The organism is Clostridium sulfidigenes (assembly GCF_000732635.1).
GTDB lineage: Bacteria > Bacillota > Clostridia > Clostridiales > Clostridiaceae > Clostridium_J > Clostridium_J sulfidigenes.
The window spans coordinates 36,195-57,298 of sequence record NZ_JPMD01000026.1 but is presented as its reverse complement, the minus strand read 5'-3'; the positions used below and the strand labels follow the sequence as shown (position 1 = coordinate 57,298).

Genomic DNA, 21,104 nt, shown 5'->3' with positions numbered 1-21,104 from the left:
CCTCCAAAATTTTATTTTAATAATAAACCACAAAATAAAATTGGATACTTAAGTATCCAATTTAAATTAACTATTTCAATTCTAATATTATGTGGATAAAAAGTCAATGTTATTAAAACATTATTAAATCCCAATACAGAATAGATTTGTCATTAATTACTATTTGTGTAATCTTAACTTATAGCAATTAATGAAAAATGAAGCTTTTTAAACTTCCATAATTATAGGTAAAATCATTGGTCTTCTCTTAGTCTTTTCATAAAGGTACTCTCTAAGAGCTTCTCTAATTGTTGCTTTTATAGTAGGCCATTCAGTAATGTGTTTTTCTTCACAATGTGCAAGGGCCTCTTTAACAACTTCTCTAGCCTTTTCCATTAAATCCTCAGATTCTCTAACATAGACAAAGCCTCTTGAAATTATATCTGGACCTGCAATAACACTTCCAGTATCTTTACCCATGGTAACTACAACAGTTAGAATACCATCTTGTGATAGATGTTTTCTATCCCTTAGAACAATATTTCCTACATCTCCAACTCCAAGTCCATCTACAAAAACTTGCCCTGAAGCTACCGTACCTGCTTTTCTTATAGATGTTCTACTTACTTCAATAAGATCTCCATTTTCTCCTATATACACATTTTTTTCTGACAAACCTAACTTAACAGCTAGTTCACCATGTTGTTTTAAATGTCTATATTCCCCATGAACTGGGATGAAAAATCTCGGTTTTACTAAAGAATGCATAAGTTTTAACTCTTCCTGGCATGCATGACCTGATACGTGAACTTCTGCTAGTGATTCATATACTACTTCCGCCCCTTGTTTAAACAACTGGTTTATAACCTTAGAAACTAATTTTTCGTTTCCTGGTATAGGCGATGCAGATAATATTACTAGGTCTCCCTTTTGTATATTTACCTTCTTATGTTCAGAAGCTGCCATTCTTGAAAGAGCTGCCATAGGTTCTCCTTGACTTCCAGTAGTTATCATAACTATTTCATCATCACGATATTTTCCCATAGAATCTATACTTATTAATGCATCTTCTTCTATAGTAATATATCCAAGTTCTATAGCAACTGCGATTATATTTTCCATACTTCTACCAGAAAGTGCAACTTTTCTATTATACTTTCTAGCTGCTGTTATTATCTGTTGAACCCTATGAATATTAGAAGCAAAAGTTGCAACAATAACCCTTCCCTTAGCACCATGGAAAATCTTTTCGAAACTTTCTCCAACTATGCTTTCAGACATAGTGTATCCTGGTCTCTCTACGTTAGTACTGTCTGCTAAGAGTACAGTTACTCCTTTTTTCCCTAGCTCTGCAAATCTAGTTAAATCTGTAACCTTGCCATCTATAGGTGTAAAGTCAATCTTAAAATCTCCAGTATGAAGTACTACACCTAATGGTGTGTGTATAGCTATAGCTACCGAATCTGCTATACTGTGATTTGTTTTAATAAATTCTACAGATACACTAGTAAGCTTTATGATATCCTTTGGCTTAACTTCTCTTAAGTCAACCACTCCTAATAATGCATGCTCTCTTAATTTACTTTCCACAATTCCCAGTGTAAGTTTAGTCCCATAAACAGGAACATTAATTTGCTTTAATACATATGGTAAAGCACCAATATGATCTTCATGAGCATGGGTTAAAAATATTCCAGTTACTCTATCAACATTCTTAACTAGATAAGTAACATCTGGTATAACTACGTCAATTCCCAACATCTCATCATCTGGAAATTTCAATCCGCAATCGATAACAACTATATCATTCTTATATTCTATAGCAGTTAGATTTTTACCTATCTCATTTAATCCCCCTAAAGGAATTATTTTAATCTTCTCTTTTTCTTTTTTCAAAACCTACCCTCCTTTTCTACAAAATTTACTTTATGCTCTGCCTAACTTTATTAATATAAAAGATAAGGTTTTTGAGCATCTTAATCTAATCTGTACATATATGTATTTAATTTCTAACAGAAATTTTAATATCATATAGTATAGATTTATATAACATCTCTACTAATAATAAAGTTATTATTGTAAAGAACAATTATCACAAATTCCATAAAACTTTAAACTATGATTTTTTATTTTAAAGTTATACTTTTTTTCTATTCCCTGCTCTAACTCCTCTAAAAGATCTCCTTCAACCTCAATGACTTTACCACAATTTTGACAAATCAAATGATGATGTTGATGACTTTCATCTTCATCACAAAGTTCGTATCTACTGCATCCATCATCTAAATCAAGTTTATATAGCACTCCCATTTCTTCTAATAACTGAACAGTTCTATACACAGTTGCAAGTCCAATTTCCGGACAATTAACCTTTACTAAATCATATATTTCTTCTGTGGTTAAGTGGCTACCTTCATTTTTAATAATTTCATCAAGTATAGACCTTCTTTGAGGTGTCAATTTATAGCCCTTTTCTTTTAGAATAAGTTTTAAATTTTCAATTTTCTCATTAGACATAAATTAACACTACTCCTTTCACCACTAGGTGAAGTATATTTATTCTATAACGCCTTCATCATATAGAGTTTCAAAAGCATCATTAACCATGTTAAACTCTTCTTCATCCTCTACGGTTGCAAAGTATTCTTCTCCATCTTCATCCTTAAGAACCTTCAATGCAATAGCATCCTCATTTTCATCATCAATAGGGGCTACTATAAAATACTCTGTATCTTCTATTTCTAACTTGGTTATAACTTCAAACTCAACGTCATTACCTTCTTCGTCAGTTAATGTTATATTTTCTAAAAAATTTTCCATAAAAATTCCCTCCTTCTACATATTTGTAGTATTTTTCTATATAGAAATTATCTATATTATAATTCTATTCTGTAAGCTATAAGTGCCTATTTAAGTTTATACTATATATTATCTTATTCATGATAATATTATTTACTAAGACTATCTAGGTACCCTTGTAAAATATAAGTAGCAGCTATCTTATCAACCAAGCCTTTTCTTTTTTTTCTTGACATATCAGCTTCTAACATAGCCATATGTGCTGCCCTAGTAGTAAGTCTTTCATCCCAAAATTTAATTTCTATGTTTACGTGCTCCCTTAAAGCTTCACAAAATCTTTGTACCTTTTCTGCTTGCTCACCTATAGTACCATTCATATTCTTAGGTAGTCCTGAAATTATAGTATCAACATTATATTCGTTGCATATTTTTATAATTTCTTCTATATCTGCCTCTTCCTTTTTACGTCTTATGGTAGTAATTCCTTGAGCTGTGAAGCCTAGTGGGTCACTTATAGCTACTCCAATAGTTCTATCACCCACATCTAATCCAAGTACTCTCATGCTCTTCTCCTCACTGTATATTACAAATATAGGAGCTCCATTATGATAAACAGAGTTATTTACTCCCTCTGAAGGTTACTAACAGAATTCTTAGTATCAGTATTTTCGATACTTAGAATTCGTTGTCCTTTAGGGGAAATCGTTATCCAGGGTCGTAGCCGCTCTTTACTCCCACTTTGAAGAAGATGGGAGTAAAGAGCGGGTAGTCATCGGATAAACCTCTTCTTTATCCTTATATAGGTGCTCCTTATTCTGATCATTACAAATTAATAATTATATGCTATTATAATTAACACTAATGGATAAAATCAATTTATTATTCCAACACTATATACATCTTTAACGGACCATATTACACTTTTACCTATTACATATTATGTGTAATTTTAAAATAAAAATGCCTTAAAAGGCATTTTTATTTTATATCTAGATAAGATTTTAAAACTTCTTCTAATATCTCGTCTCTCTCTAGTTTACTTACTAATGCTCTTGCGCCATTATAGTTGGTTATATAAGTTGGGTCGCCAGATATAAGATAGCCTACTAACTGGTTAACTGGATTATAGCCCTTCTCAATTAGAGCATCATATACATCAGTTAGTATAACTTTTGTCATATCTTTCTTATCTTTCATTACATCAAACTGAACTGTATGTTGTTTATCCATTATATCACCTTCTCAACCTTACTTTATTTTCTATTATACCATCATTGGATGCAAAAAGTATACTATTTTACTAAAGTTTCTACTATTTGACTTACCTTTGAAATTGCTTCATCTAGTTTTTCTGGTTTCTTTCCACCTGCTTGTGCCATGTCAGGTCTTCCACCACCACCACCACCAGTGATGATAGCTACCTCTTTAATAATCTTTCCAGCATGAGCACCCTTTGCAACTGCTTCCTTACTAGCCATTACAACAAATTGAACCTTTCCAGCAACTCTACTCCCAAGAACTACAACTGCATCTGAAACCTTATTTCTAAGTTTATCACATAGATTTCTAAGTGCATCTCCTTCAATATCATCTAGTGCAGCTGCAATTACATTGATTCCTTTAATATTTTCAGCTTTATTAATTATTTCATCTTCAATACCACTAGCTAATTTTTCCTTTAATCCTTGTATTTCTTTTTCTTTTTCTTTTAAAGTAGTAAGTAATCCATTTAACTTATTTAATAAATCTTTTTCTCCACACTTTAAAGTTGCAGATATTTCTTTTAATAATTCCTCTTTTTCATTTACATAGCTTTCAGATTTAATACCTGTAACAGCTTCAATTCTCCTGATTCCTGCTGCTACTCCACTCTCACTTAGAATCTTAAACAGCCCTATTTCGCCAGAATTCTTAACATGAATTCCACCGCATAGTTCCTTGCTATATTCACCTACAGATACAACTCTAACATCCTCTTTATATTTATCATCGAATAAAGCCACAGCTCCCTTTTCTTTAGCTTCATCTATAGTCATAATCTCCGTGTTTACATCATAAGCCTTAAGAATTTCACTATTTAAACTTTCTTCTACTTCTTTAAGTTGTTCTGAAGTCATAGCTGAGAAATGGGTAAAGTCAAATCTTAATCTATCCCCATCTACATAAGATCCAGCTTGATTTACATGGTCTCCTAAGACTTCTTTTAAAGCTTCATGAAGCATATGAGTAGCAGTATGATTTTTGCATATATTACTTCTCACAGTGGAATCTACTAACAGTTCAACAATTTCATCTATCTTAAGTTCTCCTTTAATAGCTTCTACAAAGTGAAGTATATGACCTCTGGTACTTTTTTTACAATCAAAAACTTTTCCTTGGAATTTATCAGTGTATATAGTTCCAATGTCTCCTACTTGCCCCCCCATTTCTGCATAAAATGGAGTTTTTTCAGTAACAACTACAAATTTTTCCCCTTCTCCTACTTTGCTTACAAACTCATTATCTTTTATCATAGATAAAACTTTACCTTTACTACTTATAGTGCCATAGCCTAAAAACTCAGTAGTTATTTCCATTGGAATATTGTTTAAAGCACCTTCATCATTTCCCATGTAGTTTGATGTACCTCTTGCAGCTCTTGCTGTATTCCTTTGATTTTCCATTTCTTTATTGAAAGCATCAAAATCAATTTTCATTCCCTTTTCAACTAAAATTTCTTCGGTAAGTTCAACTGGAAATCCAAAAGTATCATAAAGTTTAAATGCTTTTTCTCCACTTAATACATTTATCTTTTCAGCATTCATTTCATCGATATAGGATTTTAATATATCCATACCTTGATCTATGGTTTCCGCAAATCTTTCTTCTTCTAAGCTAATGACTTTCTTAATATAGTCTTTTTTCTCTTCTAATTCTTCATAAGCTCCCTTTGAACTATCAATAACTACGTTACAAAGTTCATTTAGGAATGTACCTGTGATTCCTAAAATTCTTCCATGTCTTGCAGCTCTTCTAAGAAGTCTTCTTAATACATATCCTCTACCTTCGTTAGATGGTAATATTCCATCTCCAATCATAAAGGTAATACTTCTTACATGGTCAGTTATTATTCTTATAGACACATCTAAATCTTTATTTTCGCCATAAGTTTTTCCAGCTTTTTTACAAACTGCACTTAAAACATCCTTAATTGTATCTACTTCAAATATATTATCTACACCTTGCATTATAGTAGATATTCTCTCAAGTCCCATTCCTGTATCTATATTAGGATTTGCTAATCTCTCATATCCACCCTTACCATCTCCATCAAACTGTGTGAAAACTAAATTCCAAAATTCAATTACTCTATCTTCATCACCAGCTTTAATAAATTCTTCAGTAGTTTCTATTTGCGGAAGATCTGATTTTCTATCATAGTGAATTTCTGTACATGGACCACATGGACCAGCACCATGTTCCCAGAAGTTATCTTCTTTACCTAATCTAAAGATCCTACTTGGCTCTATATCAGTTTTCTTAGTCCAAATATCAAAAGCCTCATCATCTTCAAGATATATAGTTACATATAGTTTATCCTTAGATATTTTTAAAACCTCTGTTATATACTCCCAAGCCCATACTATAATTTCTTCTTTGAAATAATCTCCAAAAGAAAAATTTCCTAACATCTCAAAAAAAGTACCATGTCTTGAGGTTATTCCTACATTCTCAATATCACCAGTTCTTATACACTTTTGACAAGTTGTTACTCTTTTACTTGGTGGCGTCTGAATACCAGTAAAATATGGCTTCAATGGAGCCATCCCCGCATTTATTAGTAAAAGACTCTTATCATTCTTAGGCACTAAAGAAAAGCTATTAAGTCTTAAATGTTCTTTACTTTCAAAGAACTTTAAAAAGCTTTCTCTTATTTCATTTAAACCCATATTATTCATATTACATTCCTCCTAATTCTTTCTAATAACAATGACTTTTATTCAATTTTTCTAAAATAAAATAAAAAAAAACTTCCATCCCTGAAAAGGGACGAAAGTTTTCCGCGTTACCACCCTAATTATACTAGATTAACTAGTATCTCTTAATTAATTATAGCTCCAAGACAGCTTCAATATGTTTCACTGAAAGTTTTCACCTACCACTTTCTCTCTGAAAGCTTCCCATATCTACTAATTCTTATCATAACTTCATATTTAATTGAAACTCGACTCACTACGTTCGCTGAGTAAGTGATTCACACCAAATCATAGATTTGGGTTCTCTACTTAATTGAAACTCGACTCACTGCGTTCACTGAGTAAGTGATTCACACCAAATCATAGATTCTGGTTCTCTACTTATATGATAAATTATATTTAGCATTTCAGCAATTGTCAATAATTCTAAACTAAAATAAATAATAATCTATTTCTCCTACAACTATTTTAATCATTACCCATACTGGAATTACAATAATCATCCCTAAAATTCCACCTATACTACCACCTATTATAAGTAGTAATAATATGGTTACTGGATGAGAATCTACAGTTTCACCTAAAATTTTAGGGCATATAATATCTCCTTCTAGCTGTTGAATTACAAACAACCAAAATATAACAATAACAGCTTTCTTAGTAGATGTTAAAAGTGCTATTAAAATTATTGGAATAGCTCCTATAACCGGCCCAAAATATGGTATTATATTAAACACTGCATTTACTAAAGATAATATTAAAGCATATTTTATACCACTTACCTTTAGTGCTATAAAGGTCAATATACCAATTATTCCACACAATTCAAACTGAGTTATTATATATCTTTCCATTACCTTATCCATGTGATTTAAAGCTCTTCTAATGGCATATTTATTGCTAAAAGGCATATACTTCATGATTCCCTTTGAAATACTATCTCCGTCACTTAAAAAGAAATACACTAAAGTTGGTATTATAAATAACAATAACAAATTTTCAGCTATAGATACAATTTTTGATAAAAAATTCGATACAATTACCATAAGAGCGTCTTTGAATCTTTCATAGGAATTATATAATACTTCCTTAACGAAAGGACTATCAGTAACATATTTAATATCTCCAGTAATTCTTTCATAATAACTTTTCATCTCACCTATTACTTCAGCAAAATTAGAGCTTTCATTATATATCCATGGAACTAAAATAGAAAATATTATAACTACAAATAATATAATAGATAGAATTACTATTAAAGCACTTAACTTTCTATTAAGTCCCCTTTCCATAAAGAACTTATGAAAAGGTCTAATACTATATGAAATTATAAAGGATATTATCACTACTCCTAAAACCTCAGTAAAAATAGGAAACTTCCACAATAAAAATATTATTATACCTATAATTAATAGAGCTATTGCTAACCTACCTAAGTTACTCCAATTCCAATCAATCTTTTTCATAATATACATCCTTATTAGTAGCTTTTTTCTTTCCTACATTAGGCATACATTCCAAAGCTATATTAGTGTTTTCAGCTGTATATAATATATAATCATCTCCTAGTATCAAGTATGGTTTTAATAAAATACTTCTACTTTTAAACATGCTGAATATATTATAATCTTTTACTGCAAGTCCTTTTATTTTAAAGTCATCATCACCGAATATAACCTCACTTACTAAACCTAATATATTAGAACATTTATCTATGACATGCATATTCAGAATACTTGAGAATTCTAAGTATTTATCCTTAACTATATTGTTAATTACTAGCTGAGACTTATAATATACTATATTCTCTTTTAGTACGTTAAACTCCTTACCCAATAATCTATATGGACTAATTTTAAATCCTATCACTTCCCCCTTATTAAAATCAACTAATAAATCCTTTATATATCCTATCTTTTTTCCTTGGATATTCATTACATCCATATAGATGTAATCTCTACTTTTAGCCATAAAATAAACTCCCTTCATAGGAAATGATATTTCTATCCTTGCCTATTTAAAGAGAGTTTATACTAATATTAATGTGGACTAAGTTATATAACCAAAAACATCATCTATTCATTGTTATACTTATCCTTCCACTTTTCAAGTCCATGAGATTCTCTATAGTTATTAATAGCCTTGTGTATAGTTTGTTCTGCAAGTACGGAGCAATGAATTTTAGAAGATGGTAATCCATCTAAAGCTTCTATAACAGATTCATTAGTAAGATTCCAGGCTTCTTCTAGAGTCTTTCCAATAATAAGTTCTGTGGCAATACTGGATGATGCAATAGCAGATCCACAACCAAAGGTCATAAATTTAGCCTTTTTAATCACATTATCTTCTATAATTAAATATATCTTCATTACATCTCCACACCTTACATCTCCACATTCACCTATGCCATCAGCATCAGGTAAAGTACCTACATTTCTTGGTGAATAAAAATGTTCTAGAACTTTATCACTGTAATCCATAAAAACCCCTCCTAGAATGACTTCAAGGATTGTCTTAAAGATTGCTAAACTTATATCAATAAATCTAGCTGATTCTCTTTAAGACAACCCTAAAATATCATTCAATCTTTTTATTGTACTTTAAAATTATATTTAATTTACTATTTTATAACTCTTTCAATAATTCCTCCACCAACAACAAGGTCCCCTTGATAACAAACGACAGACTGACCCTTAGTTATAGCCCGTTGAGGGGTTTCAAAGTCTAACTTAATATGATTTTCATCTAATTGAGTTAGTTTTGCAAGAGCCGGTTTAGCTGAATATCTTACCTTAGCCTCAACCATAATCTCTCCTTCTATTTTATCCATAGGAATTAAATTTATGTTTTTAGCAATAAGCGTAGTATTAAAGATTTCTGATTCTTCGCCTAAAACTACTTCATTTCTTTCTGGGATTATGTTAGTTACAAATACAGGTTTTCCAAGAGCAATTCCAAGACCTTTTCTCTGACCTATAGTATAATATACTATGCCCTTATGCTTACCTAAAATTTTTCCAGTACTATCTACAAAATTTCCTGGTACAACTTCTCTTCCACTAAATCTAGAAAGATAATTACCATGATTGTTATCAGGTATAAAGCAAATTTCTTGAGAATCTTTCTTTCTAAATACTTCCAAACCTATTTTTTCAGCGATAGCCCTGATTTCTGTTTTAGAATAAGCTCCACAAGGCATCAAAGTATGTGCCAATTGATCTTGTGTTAGAGTATATAGCGCGTAGGTCTGGTCTTTTCTATCATCTTCCGAACGCTTTAATCTATATCTTCCATCTTTGAAATCTATAGTAGCATAATGCCCAGTAGCAATATAATCAGCGCCTAGCCCTTGAACTTTTCTCAAAAATTCTTCAAACTTAATTTTTCTATTACATTCTATACAAGGATTTGGGGTTCTCCCACTAAAATATTCCTCTATAAAATTGTCTACTACATGCTCTTTAAAAGGAGCTTTAAAATTCATAACATAGAAGGGTATATCTAAAACATCTGCTACTCGTCTTGCATCATTAACTGCTGAAAGAGAACAACAACCACCTTCATTTTCTGCATATTCAGGATTATCTGGAGATAACTTCATCATTATTCCAGTGACATCATATCCTTGTTCTTTTAAAAGATATGCTGCTACAGAACTGTCAACGCCTCCACTCATCCCTATTACAACTTTTTTCTTCATCTAAGTATCACACCTATTCTCCATGAACTTGATCATGTATATCATCATGTTCTTCGTAATCCCAAGGCTGTAATCCTTGTTTCTCTCTGTAATCATTTATAGCTTTATGAATAGCTTCTTCTGCAAGAACTGAGCAATGCATTTTAACTGGTGGAAGTCCATCTAAAGCTTCTGCTACAGCTACATTGGTAAGTGTCCATGCTTCATCTAAAGTTTTTCCTTTTATTAGCTCTGTAGCCATACTAGAAGATGCTATGGCAGATCCACATCCAAAAGTCTTAAATTTACAATCTACGATTTTCTCATCTTCAACTTTTAAATAAACCCTCATTATATCTCCACATTTAGCATTTCCAACTTCTCCAATTCCGCTAGCATTTTCTATTTCTCCAACGTTTCTTGGGTTTGTAAAATGATCCATTACTTTTTCACTATATATCATAATTATTTGTCCTCCTTGTTAAAAAAACTTTTAATTTTTCCATTTAAGAAACTGTCATATAATGGTGACATATCTCTAAGCCTTTGTACTATTGCAGGTACAGTTTCTATTACATAATCTACTTCTTCTTCAGTTGTTTTAGCACCCATCGTAAGTCTTAATGAACCATGGGCAACTTCATGAGGAAGTCCTATAGATAGCAATACGTGAGATGGATCTAAAGATCCAGATGTACAAGCACTTCCACTTGATGCACATATTCCTTTAGCATCAAGCATTAAAAGAACTGACTCTCCTTCTATAAATTCAAAACTAATATTTACGTTCCCTGGCAGTCTTTTATCTCCTACAGAACCATTAAGTTTAGAATATGGGATCTCTAGTAATCCCTTTATAAGCTTATCTCTTAAATAAGTTAATCTTTCTTTTTCTTCAGTTAAATTTTCCATAGCTAGCTCTATAGCCTTTCCTAATCCAACTATTCCAGCTACGTTCTCTGTTCCAGCTCTTCTATTTCTTTCTTGAGCTCCACCATGAACCAAGTTGTGAATTTTTATGCCTTTTCTTAGGTATAAAACTCCAACACCTTTAGGACCATAAATTTTATGTCCTGATAGAGATAGTGCATCTATATCCATATTTTTAACATCCATATCTATATGACCTATAGCTTGAACTGCATCTGTATGGAAGAAAACTTTTCTTTCTTTACATATAGCGCCTATTTCTTTAATAGGTTGTACAGTTCCAATCTCATTGTTGGCAGTCATTATAGTCACTAATATAGTACTTGGCTTTATAGCATTTTTTAGTTCTTCTAATCTAATAGACCCTTCTTCATCCACATCCAAATAAGTTACTTCAAATCCTTGTTTTTCAAGATATTCACAAGTGTGAAGTACAGCATGATGCTCTATTTTAGTAGTTATAATATGATTTCCTTTATTTTTGTTAGCAAGGGCTATTCCCTTAATTGCCCAGTTATCTGCTTCTGATCCACCACCAGTGAAATATATTTCTGCTGGATCTGCATTAATAGCTTTTGCTATTCTATTTCTTGCTTTATCTATAGCTTTTTTAGTTTCCCTTGAAATCGAATATATAGATGATGGGTTACCATAAAACTCCGTAAAGTAAGGTATCATATCCTCTAATACTTCTGGTTTTGTGTATGTTGTTGCCGCATAATCCATATAAACTGTTTTATTCATTTAGGTTCACTCCTTTAATTTTCAATATGTTAGAATAATCGTCTACAATATCCTGTAAAGTTATTGCCATTGTTACAGAATCAATGCTATCCTTAATTTTTTTCCATACTATTCTAGTTGCGCAACAATCAATATTATTGCAGCCATCACTATCTAAGCAGGTTGAAATTTCGATAGGTCCTTCTAGCACCTCTAATACTTGGTATACTGTAATTTCCTTTGGATCCTTGGCTAGAATGTATCCTCCATTGGCTCCTCTTATACTCTTTATTAGCTCTGCTTTTCTTAACACAGAAAATAACTGTTCAAGATAATATTCCGAAATATTTTGTCTACTTGAAATACTCTTAATAGATATAGGGCTTTTTCCGTAGTTAATAGCTAGGTCAACCATAGCTTTAACCCCGTATCTTCCCTTAGTTGATAACTTCATAAAAATCATTCCTTAATGTTGAGTACTTTACTATGGTTTAATAATATCAAATCAGAGTATTTATGTCAACTATTCTTTTAATATCTGCACCAATAAAATATATCTTTAATATTATATAATAACAACTATTTAATTAAGGAGGTAAAAAATGAGTAACTTTAGGGATAATCCATATCGAGACTTAGTTTATGGAGTAGATATTAAAGTCCCATTGATAGATAAATCATATTGCATAGGTATCAATTTCGATAATGCAGCTACAACGCCTCCATTAAAATCTGTAATTGATGAAGTAGTAAATTTTTCTCCTTATTACTCCTCAATACATCGAGGAGATGGATATAAATCTCAGTTATCCACCTATATGTATGAAACTTCAAGGGAAATTGTGAAATTTTTCATTAATGATTATAGTGATATGATGGATGTTATATATGTAAAAAACTGTACTGAAGCTATAAATAAGCTAGCTGGTATATTAGCTAATCAAGATAAGGAGTCAATTATTCTATCCACTTCTATGGAGCATCATTCTAATGATCTACCATGGAGAAAAAATTTTGAAGTGAAATATATAGAAGTAGATGATGAAGGTTATTTAGATATGGATGATTTAAAATCTAAACTAGAACAATATAGTGGAAGAATTTCTTTAGTTGCAATAACCGGAGCTTCAAATGTTACTGGCATTAAAAATCCTATATATACCATAGCAAATTTAGCTCATAGTTATGGAGCTAAAATTTTAGTGGACGGAGCTCAACTGATTCCTCATAGTAAATTTTCTATAGGCCTTCAACTCCCTTTAGGACCTATTGACTTTGTTGCTTTTTCAGCGCATAAGATGTATGCACCCTTTGGTTGCGGTGTATTAATTGGACCTAAAGATTTTTTTAATGAGTATGAACCTGACCATACCGGCGGAGGAACCATTAAATTCGTATCTCACGATAAAGTAATATGGACTGCTTCCCCTGATAAGGAAGAAGCTGGTTCCCCAAACCTTATTGGTTCAATAACTTTAGGTGCTGCTATAAATGAGCTTTCAAAAATTGGAATGTCTAATATAGATGAATATGAAAAATATTTAACTGTATATACTACAAAACATCTTCAATCTATACATTCAGTAAAAATATATAGTAATTATTCCGATTTTCAAAATAAAGTTAGTATTATTCCATTTAATATAGAAGGAATACACCATACTATAGTGGCTAAAATACTATCCTATGAATTTGGCATTGCTGTGAGAAGTGGATGTTTCTGTGCTCATCCATATCTACAAAGGCTTTTAAAAATTCCTAAATCTATGATAGAAGAAATGACTCTTGCATCTAAGGATATTCAGCCTGGTATGGTTAGAATTAGTTTTGGTATTTACAATACAATAGATGAAATTGATAAATTCTTATATGCCATAAAGAAAATTGTAGATAATAAGGGTTATTACACAAAAAAATATAGCTCAATGAGAGGTGGCTTAGCATAATTTATTAATGTTTTTGAAAATCAAAGACTCCTTAAACCCGCATGAATAAAACAACTATTTAAATAGTTTTATATTTACCTAGTTTCTATATAAATATTTATATAGGAAACTAGGTAAAGTTTTCATACTTTAAATAAAGGATTTTCAATTTAAATTAGATGATTAAACTTATAACAGTTAAAATCACACTAATTAAGAAGTTTATTTATAGCAGACACATCCTTATCCCCTCGACCTGAAAGATTTACTACTATGACTTCATTTTTCTGTAGGGTTTTTGCTAATTTAATAGTATAGGCAATGGCATGAGCACTTTCAATTGCAGGTATTATTCCCTCTAACTTTGATAAAAGCATAAAAGCTTTTATAGCTTCATCATCTGTAATATATTTATAGTTTGCTCTACCAATCTCACTTAAAAATGCATGTTCAGGTCCAACTCCTGGATAGTCAAGTCCAGGGGAAATAGAATAAGCTTCCTTAATATCTCCACTATCATCCTTTAATACAAGGGTATTCATACCGTGAATGATAGCCTCTTTTCCTTTTGTTATTGTAGCTGCATGCATTTCTGTTTCTACTCCAAAGCCTGCTGCCTCTACTCCAATAAGATTAACATCTTTATCTTCTAGGAAAGCTGTAAAAATTCCAATGGCATTACTTCCTCCCCCAACACATGCAACTACATGATTAGGAAGTTTGTTTTCCTTTTCTAATATTTGTTTTCTAGCCTCTTCACCAATTATTTTCTGAAATTCTTTAACAATTTTTGGATAAGGATGAGGTCCCACCGCGGAACCAAGGACATAAAAAGTATCTGAAATATTTTTTACCCATTTTTCTAAAGCTTCATTCACTGCATCATTTAATGTTTTAGTACCACTAGTTGCTGGAGTAATTTTTGCTCCTAATATTTTCATTCTAAATACATTGAGCTCTTGTCTTTTTATATCTTCCTCTCCCATTACAATTTCACATTCCATTCCAAATTTTGCAGCTAAAGTTGCTGTAGCTACTCCATGCTGACCAGCTCCCGTTTCTGCAATTACTTTATTTTTTCCCATTCTTTTAGCCAATAGAATTTGTCCTAAAACATTATTTATTTTATGTGCTCCTGTATGATTTAAATCTTCTCTTTTCAAATATACCTTAGGGCCTCCACAAAATTTTGTTAGGTTCTCAGCAAAATATAAGGGTGTTTCTCTGCCGCTATAATCCTTTAAATAGTAATTATACTCCCTCATAAACTCCTTATCTTCAATAGCTTTTTCAAAAGCTTCTTCTAACTCATTTAAAGCTTTTTTCACCTCATTTGAAACAAATGCTCCACCATACTTACCAAAATATCCTTTCATGATAAAATCTCCTTCTCGCCAAAATTATTTCTATAATTTTTATTAAATATATTAAGTTTTGCTTTTAATTCTTCGCACTTTCACTTCATACATACCACCACCTAAAACATTTCAAATACTTCCATACAACAATAAAAAAAATAAAAAAACTCCGTCCTATAAAAATAGGACGGAGATACTTCCGTGGTGCCACCTAAATTGCCATTGATAAATACACTAATACAAATTTATCAATATGCCTCTTAATTTCAAGTACTTACATACTCTATCTACTGTAACGTGTAGTCTACGATATCAGGTACTCTCACCAATAATTTCCCCTTATTTCTCAAAGGTCCATTCATCTAATTCCTTCATGCTAGGATTCCACCATCCCCAACTCTCTTTATCAAAGCTAAATTAAACTACTCTTCCTTATCATCAAATTAAATTATATTTATTTTTACCATTGTATGTTTTTACTATTATATATTTTATAAAGTGGCTATGTCAACACTATATTTAAAAGATTCTGTTGAAAATTACAGTGATAAAATATACAAGCTATGTTGATACACCTTTACATGATCCCATAAAACTATTTACTTTACTATACAAGTTATTATTCACATGAATTTTTTAACATAATGTGGATATATTCCTTTGTGAGGTGTTATTTTATGAATTTTATTAAATTTACAACTAAATCAGAAGTTACAACTTCAAAGCCTATCAGAAAAAAAGTACTCTTTATTCTTTTTTTAAATATTAATGATTTGCTTTTTACTTGGCTCTTTGTGGGTAAGTACAGTGGTATATTTTACGAGGCTAATGCTATTGCAAAAGTCATTGTGACTAATTTTCCTCTATGTTTCTTTTTAAAAATATCTATAGTATTATTAGTTATCCTTTACTGGAACTATAGGCTTAAAGGCGCAACCTTAAAAGGGCTTTTCATTTCAAATATCACTGCTAATTTAGTGCTTATAATGTATATATTAATCAATGCTCTTCACCTATTTAATCTCTTAGTTTTATTATATACAAAAGGATTACTATCATAAATGCACTTATAACTAATTATCCATTTTTCATTACCATCCTCTACTTTTTATTTTATCATTAAATTTTTCATATAATTTTATCATATTAGGCTCATTACTATGTTTGTGAATTTCATCAATAGGAAGCCATTTAACACCACTATTTTCATCTTCTTTAATTTTAACTTTTTCCTCTTCATCAGCTTCTAGCAGATATGCAAGAGATAAATGAAGATGGGCTGAGACGTATTTACCTCTTTTAAAATGTCCAATAACCTCTATTATATCTAGAGATAATAGCTCTGGAGTAATAGCCCTTATATCTTCTACTCCTGTTTCTTCCTTTGCTTCCTTTATTGCTACATGAAGTAAATCTTCATCCCCATCAGCATGTCCACCTGTCCAACACCAAGTTTTATAAATATTATGGTGAACCATTAAAACTTTAGTTCTATTTTTATTAACAATATATCCTGAACTGGTTACATGAATTAATGAATTTTCTCTAGTTAACAAATTATTAAATTTACTTATACTTAATAAAGCTACATTTTTATCCTGTGCCTCTTCCTCATTATGTGGAATATAATTTTTTATATCTTCAATCCATCCCATGATTAACTCTCCTTCATAACACGCTATGATTTTAAATTTATATACTTAATAGTAACATAAAGGTTCAATACAGTGTAGAAATACTGTATTGAACCTATTATTAATCTAATTTTATATGGCAATATCCATTAGGATTTTTCTTTAAATACTTTTGATGATATTCTTCTGCTCTATAATAATTTTCTAAAGTTTTTACTTCTGTAACTATTTTCTTTATATAATTTTTCTGTATTTTTTCTATATTTTTTCGAATTATTTCTTCATCTAATTTATCAACATAATAAACTCCAGTTCTATATTGACTTCCTATATCATTTCCCTGTCTATTCAGTGCGGTTGGGTCTATTATTCCCCAAAATTTATTCAGTATTTCCTCTAAGGAAATTATATTTTCATCATAATCTATCACACATACTTCTGCAAAATATGTATTCCCGTAGCACACATCTTCGTAGGTAGGATTTGTTGTTCTACCATTGGCATATCCTACTTCTGTATTTGTTACACCGTGAATTCTAGAAAAAAATTCTTCTACTCCCCAAAAGCATCCTCCTGCTAATACAATCCTTTTCATCTTGTTAACTCCTTTATATTTTTCTTTAATCTATATTTTATATTACCATTACATATGCCGTATATTATTATTAAAGTCTTCATATAGATTCAATATAGATTCTATATTTTCCTTTTTAGCATTTTCATTTTTCCCATATACTATTAATACCTTATATCCTACCTGTATCACATATTTATTATTAATAGCTATAAATTTATTAATCTCATCATCATTGTATTGAAGATTTCTCATATATAGTTTTTGACATAAAAGCGTAGAATGGATAATCAAATCCCTTATTTCATGAATCTGCTTATTACTTTGTAAAAATTCCATACTATCTTCTATAAGCTTTTTATTCAACCTAGCAATTTTATCTATAAGTTGTTCTACTCCATCCTTTAGTCTATATGGGAAAACAACTCTATTCACTATAACCACTACAACTACCCCTATAATCACGTATACTATTCTATATAAAATCAATATATTTATATTTTCTGTTAATGAGGCTATACATATAGATGCCATAGCTGCAAATAGTGATATTTTATAGTATTCCTTAAATGCGTAGATTAAATAAAGAGATATAACTAAAATTCCCAATGTAATTATTTGAGAATCTGCCACATTAATAAGTACACCTGTAAATAGAATTCCTAATATATTCCCTATAACTCTGTCTTTAGCCTTTTTAATGGTATCTTCATAATAAGGTTGCATAATAGACATTACTGTTATTGCTGCCCATATTATTTTATAAAATCCCAAAAACCCTCCTATTAGTAATGCTATAGTAAGAGTTATTGCCATTCTACTAGCAAATTTAAACCTTATAGTGTTAGGTCTGAAATATTCTTTAAAGGTTACTCTAGTTTTATCTATGTCAGCTCTAGCCCACTCTTTATATACCTTATTAGAACCTGTTTTTTCTATGGAGTTCAATTCCTTAATACTACCAAGAAGGTTTTCTAGTATTAGGGATATCTCTAAATGGTATTCCTCACCTTTACTCCATTGTCTTATAAAGTTATCAGTAGATTCTTTTATAGTTTGAAACTCTATATTCTCTTTGCATAACTCTATTATAGCTTCTACTATTTCTTTTAGCTTTTCTACATATTCCTTGGAAATACTTAGACTTTTAATACCTCCATACAGTTGAATCATATATAAATTAAAGTATTCTACATTAATAAATATTTGAAATTGAACCTTTCCTAAATTAGTGGTCAAATATCTTCTATGCCTTGTTACATATACTTTATAAGCAATATCTCTCATTATTTTAGAACATTTATCTTCTATGGTATGATCATACTCTTCCTTTAAGATATTTTTAAATTGATTATTTATTAAAATAAAGGCCTCTTGCATACTTTTTCCTAAAACAGATCTTTCATTTACTCTATTTATATAGCTTGCTCCTACTACTATTAAAACTCCAAAGATTACAGATAAAACTCTAAAGGGAAGTTCTCCTAATGATACCTGTGCATATTGAGTAAATACATATAACATTATAAAGGGTTTGTAAAAAGTTAAATCATAGGGTGATACGATAGTATACATTATAAGAAAAATTGCAAAAAAGTTTATAGGTATCCCCCAAAATATATTCATGGATGAAAAATATGCTGTTAAAACAATGATTAAATCAATAAGGATTATTTTAATTGCTTTATTAAAGGTCTTAACCTGAAAATTTTGTCTTCCCATAACTGTTGAAGTAAGAGCTATTGGAAAAGCAATCATTATATTCTTTACTCCAAATAATATACCTACTCCAAATAGAGTTATTACAGCTACAGATCCATGCTTTATCATGGAATATGTATTTATATTGAATTTCTTTACTAGTTTATTATACATGACACTAACATCCTTATAATAAATATTTATTTACTTATTATTAGCTAATTTAATTTAGGTATTCTATATAATATTGTTATAATATTAAAAAAGACATCCTAAAATTTAGAATGTCTTTTTACATAGTAATTAATTTAAATATGTATCTTCCAGTATTAAGCCCTAGAACTATAGCAGTTCTTAAAAATCCTATGGTAGCAATACCTGCAAAAATTCCAGTTATTAACCTTCTTATATTATTACTTGTCCAATAAGTATAAAATTGTCCTATGCCGTCAATAGCTAATGGCATGATAAGTAAAATCTCAATTAAAAGATGCGGTTTTTCAGAAAATATAATATATATAATTCCAAATAAATATCCTATAAGTATTCCAGTACATCTTGCACATATTGGAAACTGCTTTCCCTTATAAAAAAAAGATCTTTCAGGTATTCTATGACAGAAAAACATATAGTATAGCAACTTATCTATAGATTTCATTTGATTTTAATAGTAATACATTGCTTCTGATGCAAATCCTATAACAATGCATATAATATAGAATACTATATAAGCCACTAATCCACCTATCATCCAATAACAAAGTGTTTTAGCTGACTTAGGCTTTTCATCTTTCCATAAGAAATATAAAATTATTCCTACTACCGGAAAACAACATGATGCAACACCTGCTAAATGAGATGGTTTATCTACCGCTCCCGATTTAACTTCCTTTACTCTTACTCCACACAGTGGACAAATTTCTGCATTATTGTCTATTTCTTTTCCACAATTTTTACAAAACATCCTTTTTACCCCCATAATGTTTAATATTATTTTATTTTTTACATTTTCTATTAATATTATATAAATTTTTTATTAATATTGCAACAAAATTTTCCAAGTTATAGCATATACATTAGGAAATAGATTACTTCTTTGATGTCATTAAGCCCATAACTTCATCTTCAGTAAGATACCTCCACATACCTTCTTCTATTCCTTCTATATTTATAGAACAAATTCTTATTCTTTTTAAATCTACCACATTATATCCTAATGTCTTACTCATTCTCCTAATTTGTCTATTTAGTCCTTGAGTTAATATAATTTTAAATGTACATTCATCTACTTTTATGATGCTACAAGGTCTAGTTCTTTCTCCTAGTATATATACTCCTGCAGACATATTCCTAAGAAAATTATCATCTATAGGTTTATCTACTTTTACTTCATATTCCTTTTCGTGGTAATTATCTGAATTTAATATTTTATTCGCTAGTTCACCATCATTAGTCATGAGAATTAATCCATGAGATTCTTTATCTAATCTTCCTACTGGAAATATATATTCTTCATAGTTTATAAAATCAATGATGTTATTTTCCACATCACTAGCTGCAGTGCATGTAACTCTCATGGGCTTATTAAAAGCTATGTAAATTTTCTTTTTAGCTACGATAGGCTTATCATCAATTAAAATTTCATCCTCTAGTTCTACCCACTGCCCAGGAATAGACAGTTCTCCATTTACTTTTACTCTTCCTTCTTCTATAAGCCTATTAGTATCTTTTCTTGAGCAAATTCCAAGATTACTAAATAATTTATTTATCCTCATATGTTATCCATTCCTTTGTTATACTAATATTTATTAAATAGACCAAATAAAAAAATATGATTACTATATAT

Annotated in this window: 22 protein-coding genes and 1 other annotated feature; of the genes, 2 read left to right on the top strand and 20 right to left on the bottom strand. The window is 30.3% G+C overall.

The annotated features are described in order from the left end of the window. Window positions 1–207 precede the first annotated feature (207 nt). From IO99_RS10770 to IO99_RS10710, 13 genes are all read right to left on the bottom strand, one after another. Window positions 208–1,875 (bottom strand): ribonuclease J, encoded by a 1,668-nt coding sequence (locus tag IO99_RS10770; RefSeq protein ID WP_035133258.1) that lies wholly within the window; start codon window positions 1,873–1,875, stop codon window positions 208–210. Window positions 1,876–2,052: 177 nt separating this feature from the next. Then, a complete protein-coding gene (locus IO99_RS10765; RefSeq protein WP_035133257.1) occupies window positions 2,053–2,496 on the bottom strand; it encodes a Fur family transcriptional regulator in 444 nt (147 codons plus the stop codon). 39 nt (window positions 2,497–2,535) lie between these two features. Next, window positions 2,536–2,799, bottom strand: a complete 264-nt coding sequence (locus IO99_RS10760; protein ID WP_035133255.1) for a DUF1292 domain-containing protein — start codon at window positions 2,797–2,799, stop codon at window positions 2,536–2,538. Window positions 2,800–2,927: 128 nt separating this feature from the next. After that, on the bottom strand, window positions 2,928–3,341 hold the full coding sequence (ruvX, locus tag IO99_RS10755) for a Holliday junction resolvase RuvX (RefSeq protein WP_035133253.1): 414 nt from the start codon (window positions 3,339–3,341) through the stop codon (window positions 2,928–2,930). Window positions 3,342–3,756: 415 nt separating this feature from the next. Then, a complete protein-coding gene (locus tag IO99_RS10750; RefSeq protein ID WP_035133250.1) occupies window positions 3,757–4,008 on the bottom strand; it encodes an IreB family regulatory phosphoprotein in 252 nt (83 codons plus the stop codon). A 62-nt stretch (window positions 4,009–4,070) separates the two neighbouring features. After that, window positions 4,071–6,716, bottom strand: coding sequence for an alanine--tRNA ligase (gene alaS, locus IO99_RS10745; protein ID WP_035133248.1), 2,646 nt, complete (start codon window positions 6,714–6,716; stop codon window positions 4,071–4,073). A gap of 84 nt (window positions 6,717–6,800) precedes the next feature. Continuing rightward, window positions 6,801–6,970: a binding site (T-box leader), on the bottom strand. Between the two features lie 195 nt (window positions 6,971–7,165). Continuing rightward, window positions 7,166–8,200, bottom strand: a complete 1,035-nt coding sequence (locus IO99_RS10740) for an AI-2E family transporter (protein WP_035133246.1) — start codon at window positions 8,198–8,200, stop codon at window positions 7,166–7,168. Then, window positions 8,187–8,705, bottom strand: coding sequence for a PRC-barrel domain-containing protein (locus tag IO99_RS10735; RefSeq protein ID WP_035133245.1), 519 nt, complete (start codon window positions 8,703–8,705; stop codon window positions 8,187–8,189). The genes IO99_RS10740 and IO99_RS10735 overlap by 14 nt, the downstream gene beginning before the upstream one ends. Before the next feature lie 104 nt (window positions 8,706–8,809). Then, window positions 8,810–9,214 carry a Fe-S cluster assembly scaffold protein NifU gene (gene nifU / locus IO99_RS10730; RefSeq protein ID WP_035133243.1) on the bottom strand — a complete coding sequence of 135 codons (405 nt, stop codon included), beginning with the start codon at window positions 9,212–9,214 and terminating at the stop codon, window positions 8,810–8,812. A 140-nt stretch (window positions 9,215–9,354) separates the two neighbouring features. Beyond that, window positions 9,355–10,434, bottom strand: a complete 1,080-nt coding sequence (gene mnmA / locus IO99_RS10725; RefSeq protein WP_035133242.1) for a tRNA 2-thiouridine(34) synthase MnmA — start codon at window positions 10,432–10,434, stop codon at window positions 9,355–9,357. A 13-nt stretch (window positions 10,435–10,447) separates the two neighbouring features. Continuing rightward, window positions 10,448–10,876, bottom strand: coding sequence for a Fe-S cluster assembly scaffold protein NifU (gene nifU, locus IO99_RS10720; protein WP_035133240.1), 429 nt, complete (start codon window positions 10,874–10,876; stop codon window positions 10,448–10,450). 2 nt (window positions 10,877–10,878) lie between these two features. Further along, window positions 10,879–12,087: a cysteine desulfurase NifS gene (nifS, locus tag IO99_RS10715; RefSeq protein WP_035133238.1), complete on the bottom strand. Its 1,209-nt coding sequence runs from the start codon at window positions 12,085–12,087 to the stop codon at window positions 10,879–10,881. Then, window positions 12,080–12,520 carry an RrF2 family transcriptional regulator gene (locus tag IO99_RS10710; RefSeq protein WP_035133236.1) on the bottom strand — a complete coding sequence of 147 codons (441 nt, stop codon included), beginning with the start codon at window positions 12,518–12,520 and terminating at the stop codon, window positions 12,080–12,082. Before IO99_RS10710 ends, nifS begins: the two co-directional genes overlap by 8 nt. 148 nt (window positions 12,521–12,668) lie before the next feature. Between IO99_RS10710 and IO99_RS10705 the strand changes: the two genes are divergently transcribed. Beyond that, window positions 12,669–14,012, top strand: coding sequence for an aminotransferase class V-fold PLP-dependent enzyme (locus IO99_RS10705; RefSeq protein ID WP_035133234.1), 1,344 nt, complete (start codon window positions 12,669–12,671; stop codon window positions 14,010–14,012). 188 nt (window positions 14,013–14,200) lie between these two features. Here the strand turns inward: IO99_RS10705 and trpB are convergent, their stop codons facing one another. Next, window positions 14,201–15,367 (bottom strand): tryptophan synthase subunit beta, encoded by a 1,167-nt coding sequence (trpB, locus tag IO99_RS10700; protein ID WP_035133233.1) that lies wholly within the window; start codon window positions 15,365–15,367, stop codon window positions 14,201–14,203. A 659-nt stretch (window positions 15,368–16,026) separates the two neighbouring features. Here trpB and IO99_RS10695 point away from each other — a divergent pair. After that, complete coding sequence (locus IO99_RS10695) at window positions 16,027–16,410, top strand: DUF5658 family protein (protein ID WP_035133232.1); 384 nt, start codon at window positions 16,027–16,029, stop codon at window positions 16,408–16,410. A 30-nt stretch (window positions 16,411–16,440) separates the two neighbouring features. Here IO99_RS10695 and IO99_RS10690 read toward each other — a convergent pair whose 3' ends face one another. From IO99_RS10690 to IO99_RS10665, 6 genes are all read right to left on the bottom strand, one after another. Next, window positions 16,441–17,004, bottom strand: coding sequence for an NUDIX hydrolase (locus IO99_RS10690; RefSeq protein ID WP_035133231.1), 564 nt, complete (start codon window positions 17,002–17,004; stop codon window positions 16,441–16,443). A 100-nt stretch (window positions 17,005–17,104) separates the two neighbouring features. Further along, a complete protein-coding gene (gene msrA / locus IO99_RS10685) occupies window positions 17,105–17,578 on the bottom strand; it encodes a peptide-methionine (S)-S-oxide reductase MsrA (RefSeq protein ID WP_035133230.1) in 474 nt (157 codons plus the stop codon). Window positions 17,579–17,626: 48 nt separating this feature from the next. Beyond that, complete coding sequence (locus IO99_RS10680) at window positions 17,627–19,432, bottom strand: FUSC family protein (RefSeq protein ID WP_035133229.1); 1,806 nt, start codon at window positions 19,430–19,432, stop codon at window positions 17,627–17,629. A gap of 118 nt (window positions 19,433–19,550) precedes the next feature. Beyond that, complete coding sequence (locus IO99_RS10675) at window positions 19,551–19,886, bottom strand: DUF2085 domain-containing protein (protein ID WP_242844118.1); 336 nt, start codon at window positions 19,884–19,886, stop codon at window positions 19,551–19,553. A gap of 36 nt (window positions 19,887–19,922) precedes the next feature. Further along, window positions 19,923–20,222, bottom strand: a complete 300-nt coding sequence (locus tag IO99_RS10670; RefSeq protein WP_035133227.1) for a zinc-ribbon domain-containing protein — start codon at window positions 20,220–20,222, stop codon at window positions 19,923–19,925. A gap of 124 nt (window positions 20,223–20,346) precedes the next feature. Further along, window positions 20,347–21,033, bottom strand: coding sequence for a pseudouridine synthase (locus IO99_RS10665; protein ID WP_035133226.1), 687 nt, complete (start codon window positions 21,031–21,033; stop codon window positions 20,347–20,349). Between the last annotated feature and the right edge of the window lie 71 nt (window positions 21,034–21,104).